Genomic DNA, 4,567 nt, shown 5'->3' with positions numbered 1-4,567 from the left:
CAGGGTTTTGGGGGTTAGAGGCATGCTCCCAAACTGGGGGCTTGTCCCACCTGCCAAAGGAACAGGCTTTCGGCCCCAAGGGGATGAATGCTCCAGGGATCCAGGCCAGACCCAAACCACCCATAGGGATCGACGGCAGCCGGTTGGCCGGAGTTGGTGTTGTCGAAGCGACGTACCTCGAAATGGAGATGGGGCCCGCTGGCACAGCCGCTGTCTCCCGATAGGCCGATGACTGCTCCTGCGGCCACCACTTGCCCCTCCTGCACCCCGATTTGACTGAGGTGGGCGTAGAGGGTCTCCCAGCGGGGAAGTGCTCTCCCGTCTGTTCTCTCCCCCTCCGAGAGTTCTGGCTCGTGCAGAAGGCGCACCCGCAACCCCCTGACCGGTCGGCCCAAGCTGGGGCAAAAAAACTCCGGCTCCTCGCGGGCCAAGGTGACCCGTCCTGCGGCAGCAGCCAAAATCGGGGTGCCCACCGGCATCTCCCAGTCATAACCGGCATGGCCATCGCTTTTGCCACACGGGTGCAGCGGGTCGGGGATCCAAACCTGGCCTTGCCCACTCACAAACCGTCCGTTGCCATCCCTCTCCCCCAAAGGCAGATCATGGTCGAAGAGATTGGTGACAGGAAATTCCCCAACAAAGGGCTTGTGCAAAAACGGCCACTGGGGCGGCGGCGGATCCCCATAGGCAGAACGATATTTTTCCAGCTCCAGCCGATAGTCTTCCAGATCCTGACGCTGGGCGGGATCTTCCGTGTGCTCTCGTAAGAGATCCACCAGCTGCAGGGCCTGCACCCAGTCCTGGCGCTCCACAGCACGAGCCAACTGGGCGTACACCCCCACCCGGGATCCCTGCGGCGAAGACGGGGAGGAGACCTGAGGAAAAACGGGCGAGATGTTTACGAATTGATACAATAGACAGCAAAATATCAGCAGTGTCACCGTTAGCGGTGGTGACATCCCTGCCCAGAGGGCCATTCCAAGTAGGCCGGCCTGCAAACAAGCGGGTTCATTCTTGGCTTCGGGCTCTCTCTTGGGGCCATCCGCTTTTTCCCTCAGCCGCCGTATGGGTTGCAAGGAGACAGAGCGGCTTCGCTTAACCACTCTTCGGGAGTTTCTCATGCGTTGGTTCTCGTCCTCTGGTGTTCTCGTCAGCCTGCCTTTCCATGGGCGAAGTGTTCTGCCCCTATCCGGCTCGATTTGGCAGCGGCTGGAGGCCTTAGCTCTGGGTTTGCACATTCTGTCTTTGCTTTTTGGGTTGGCAGGGTTGCTCTGGGTTGTACCCCATCCTGAGTGGGTGGCCAGTTTGCCCCCCATTGGCATTCAAGCTTTCTCCTTGAGCATGGGCAATGGCGGCGTGGCCTACATGGTGTTCGGCGCGCTGGCGGCAGCTCTGATGGGATCCCGGCTGTTGGGGATGCGGCGCCTGTTGATGTTTTTGATCCCGGCGGTGGGCATTTCCTTGGGCAGTGAGCTGTTGGGTACCAGCACTGGGATCCCCTTTGGCAACTACGGCTACCTGAGTGGGCTGGGCTACAAGATTGCCGGTTTGGTGCCTTTTACCATCCCTCTGTCTTGGTTTTATGTGGGGTTGTCATCCTACTTGTTGGCGCGTGTGGCTCTGCAAACCCAGCGCCACTGGTTGATCCACTTCGAGGCCATCATGTTGGGGGCCCTGCTGCTCACCGCCTGGGACTTCGTGCTGGATCCGGCCATGACCCGCGGCTTGATCCCGTTTTGGACGTGGTTTCAGCCGGGGCCCTTCTTCGGCATGCCGTTGCAAAACTTCGGGGGTTGGATGCTGACCGGGGCTGCCTTTATGACGGTGGCCAATCTGCTGTGGGGCGAGGATCAACCCATCCTTGACCGCCGCCAGTTGGTGGGGCCGCTGGTGCTCTATGTAGCTAATTTTGCTTTTGCCCTGTTGATGAGCCTGGGCTCCGGCATTGTTGCGCCGGCGGGGCTGGGCCTGTTGTTGGGGTTGGGGCCCGCTTTGGGGTTGTGGTGGAGTGCAAAGACCCCATCCCGCTATTGCGAAAGGACTCCGTCCCGCTATCGCGACCAGCCTGAGCCGCCTTCCCATCCCCAAAAGGACTCTGTCCCGCTATTGCAAACGGTTGAGGGAGAGGCAGGTCAAGCCTGGGATACTTTGGAGGATCCCGGTTGGGTTGGCGCGAAGTAAGCCGGCCCTAACCCTTCCTCGGCGAGATCCCTTGGGTTGTCCAGGCCATGAACTTCTGCAGCGACAATGTCACAGGCGCCTGTCCTGAGGTGATGGAAGCCCTGTTGGCCCTCAGGGGATCCGCCATGCCCTATGGAGGGGACGAATGCACAGCGCAGGTGCAAAGGCTGTTTGCCGAGATCTTCGAGCATGAAGTGGCGGTGTTTCCGGTGGCAACGGGATCTGCTGCCAATGCCCTGGCCCTTTCGGTGCTCACCCCGCCCTACGGGGCCATTTATTGCCATCCCGAGGCCCACATCAATCTGGACGAATGTGGAGCGCCGGAGCTGTTTACAGGTGGGGCCAAGTTGGTGGGGATCCCAGGGGAACAAGGCCGTATCGACTGGGGCAACTTAAAAACGGCCCTGGAGCGGGCGGGGTTTGGGGTGGTTCATCACGTGCAGCCTGCCTGCCTCAGCCTGACGCAAGCCACTGAGGCCGGCACCCTCTACTCCTTGGAGCAGCTTGGATCCCTGGCGGATTTGGCCCATCACTTTGGCCTTAAGGTGCATATGGATGGGGCCCGCTTTGCCAATGCCCTGGTTAGTTTGGGTTGCACCCCTGCCGAGATGACCTGGAAAGCGGGGGTGGATGTGCTGTCCTTTGGGGCCACCAAAAATGGAGCCTGGGCTGCGGAAGCGGTGGTGTTTTTTCATCCAAATCAGGTGGGCGATTTTGAGTTTCGCCGCAAGCGCAGTGGCCATCTGCTCTCGAAGATGCGCTTTTTGTCTGCCCAATTGCAGGCCTATCTCCAGGATGGGGTGTGGCTGCGCAATGCCCGCCATGCCAACGCAATGGCCCAACAGTTGGCTCAGGGACTGGGATCCCTGCCGGGAGCCAAGTTGGTGTATCCTACCGAGGCCAATGAGGTTTTTATCGAGCTGCCGGAGCCGGTTCTCCAGGCCCTAGAGGGAGCGGGGTTTCGGTTTTACCGCTGGCTGGGGGAAGGTCACCGCTTGATCCGCCTGGTGACGGCTTTTAACACTTTGCCCGCAGATGTCGAGCGCCTCTGCCAGGTGGCCCAGCAAGCCAGCCGTTTGCAATAGGCGGACGGAGTCCTTGCAGCTGACCGGGGATCCCCCTGGCCAAAGGCCTGAGCGTCCCAAGGGATCCCTGAAGGCTGTTCATCGGCTCGTCAATCCTTAAAGTGGGTGCTGTCGCGACCGGGCTTTTTCTCCAGGCAGGGCGAGGCGGAAGTCGATCCCGTTTTCTTCGAGTTGTCCTGTAGCAAACCGATCAGCAGACAGGCCACCCCAAGGTTGATGGCCACATCCGCCACGTTGAATACCGGAAAGCGAATCCAGATCAAATTGAAAAAATCCACCACATAGCCGTTGACGAAGCGGTCGATGCCGTTCCCCACGGCTCCTGCCCACACCAAGCCATAGCCGGCCTGTTCCCATCGGCCCAGGATCCCGCCGCGAATGGCCAGCAGCGCCAACGCCAGCGCCACCCCCAGCGAGATCCACTTCAAGAGCTCTGCCGAATCTTCAAACAGGCTCCAAGCAGCGCCGGTATTCTCCACGTAGGTGAGGTGAAACACCCCTGGCCACAGCTCAATCTCTGGCCCCGGCAGCAGCCGTTCCACTGCCCAGTGCTTGGTCGCCTGATCCAAGATTACCCCCAGGATCCCGGCCAGCCAAAAGCCTTTGTTTTTCATGTCGTCTTGGCCTCAATCACGTCCACCGGCAAGAGCGCCCCGATGAGCACTTTTCCCATCCTGACATGCCGCTCTTCTGCCGGCTCATTGCCCAGAAGCTCAAGGGCGGAGCTCTGGACTCGAAGTTGGGCCTGTAACGGGATCCAACACCGGTGAGTGGCCTCAGAAGCGATTGGCCGCCTCTGGCTTGAGAGGAGCAGCAAGAAAACCGTCCAGCTTAGGCAACTGGACGGGGATCCCCTGGGGGTGGACAGGATTGGCTACCGACCCTGCTGCTCCAGGGAGCGGCGCAATTCACTGGCCATCTGCATAAACTCTTGCGGATTGCCCGCCTTGCCGTAGGAAGAGCGATCCTGAACCTTTTTGCCGCTGCCTTGGCGGGTGCGGGTGCTGAGCAAAGCGCTGGCCATTTCCATGAACTTGGCAGGATTTCCCTCGCTGCTGCCCCGCACTAGAGGGGCGCGTCCGGCACGAGTGACAGCCATAGATACCTCAATTTCAGAAATGAAATGCTTGTTACATTTTCTCACAAGGGCTCTGCGATCAACCAGGGCCAGCGTTTCCTTGCTGTTACAGCGACTCCGGCCAATGCTTGGGGATCCCTCCAAGTGCAAACCTTGCATGAGGCTGGAAAGCATGACTCTAGTCAATGATACTCTGGACTATACTGAAAATAATGTATAGCAT

Annotated in this window: 5 protein-coding genes; 2 read left to right on the top strand and 3 right to left on the bottom strand. The window is 59.7% G+C overall.

Annotation, left to right across the window (positions count from 1 at the left end):
* Positions 1-14: 14 nt before the first annotated feature.
* Positions 15-914 carry a M23 family metallopeptidase gene (locus tag NW815_RS00380; protein WP_414389591.1) on the bottom strand — a complete coding sequence of 300 codons (900 nt, stop codon included), beginning with the start codon at positions 912-914 and terminating at the stop codon, positions 15-17.
* Positions 915-1,119: 205 nt separating this feature from the next.
* Here NW815_RS00380 and cruF point away from each other — a divergent pair, with 205 nt between their 5' ends.
* Positions 1,120-2,181, top strand: a complete 1,062-nt coding sequence (cruF, locus tag NW815_RS00375) for a gamma-carotene 1'-hydroxylase CruF (RefSeq protein ID WP_414389593.1) — start codon at positions 1,120-1,122, stop codon at positions 2,179-2,181.
* A gap of 47 nt (positions 2,182-2,228) precedes the next feature.
* A complete protein-coding gene (locus NW815_RS00370) occupies positions 2,229-3,266 on the top strand; it encodes a threonine aldolase family protein (RefSeq protein ID WP_414389595.1) in 1,038 nt (345 codons plus the stop codon).
* Between the two features lie 89 nt (positions 3,267-3,355).
* Here the strand turns inward: NW815_RS00370 and lspA are convergent, their stop codons facing one another.
* Positions 3,356-3,880, bottom strand: a complete 525-nt coding sequence (gene lspA / locus NW815_RS00365) for a signal peptidase II (RefSeq protein WP_414332043.1) — start codon at positions 3,878-3,880, stop codon at positions 3,356-3,358.
* Positions 3,881-4,140: 260 nt separating this feature from the next.
* Positions 4,141-4,365 carry a hypothetical protein gene (locus NW815_RS00360; protein ID WP_414332042.1) on the bottom strand — a complete coding sequence of 75 codons (225 nt, stop codon included), beginning with the start codon at positions 4,363-4,365 and terminating at the stop codon, positions 4,141-4,143.
* Positions 4,366-4,567: the final 202 nt, after the last annotated feature.

The sequence above is a fragment of the Synechococcus sp. R6-7 genome (genome assembly GCF_047461695.1).
GTDB lineage: Bacteria > Cyanobacteriota > Cyanobacteriia > Thermostichales > Thermostichaceae > Thermostichus.
The sequence above is the reverse complement of the archived record's forward strand: the minus strand, read 5'-3'. Positions and strand labels throughout refer to the sequence as shown.

Bases quoted from the DNA above. Each gene is read 5' to 3' on its own strand.
- lspA (WP_414332043.1), bottom strand. From the start codon at position 3,880: ATGAAAAACAAAGGCTTTTGGCTGGCCGGGATCCTGGGGGTAATCTTG.
- cruF (WP_414389593.1), top strand. From the start codon at position 1,120: ATGCGTTGGTTCTCGTCCTCTGGTGTTCTCGTCAGCCTGCCTTTCCAT.
- NW815_RS00370 (WP_414389595.1), top strand. From the start codon at position 2,229: ATGAACTTCTGCAGCGACAATGTCACAGGCGCCTGTCCTGAGGTGATG.
- NW815_RS00360 (WP_414332042.1), bottom strand. From the start codon at position 4,365: ATGGCTGTCACTCGTGCCGGACGCGCCCCTCTAGTGCGGGGCAGCAGC.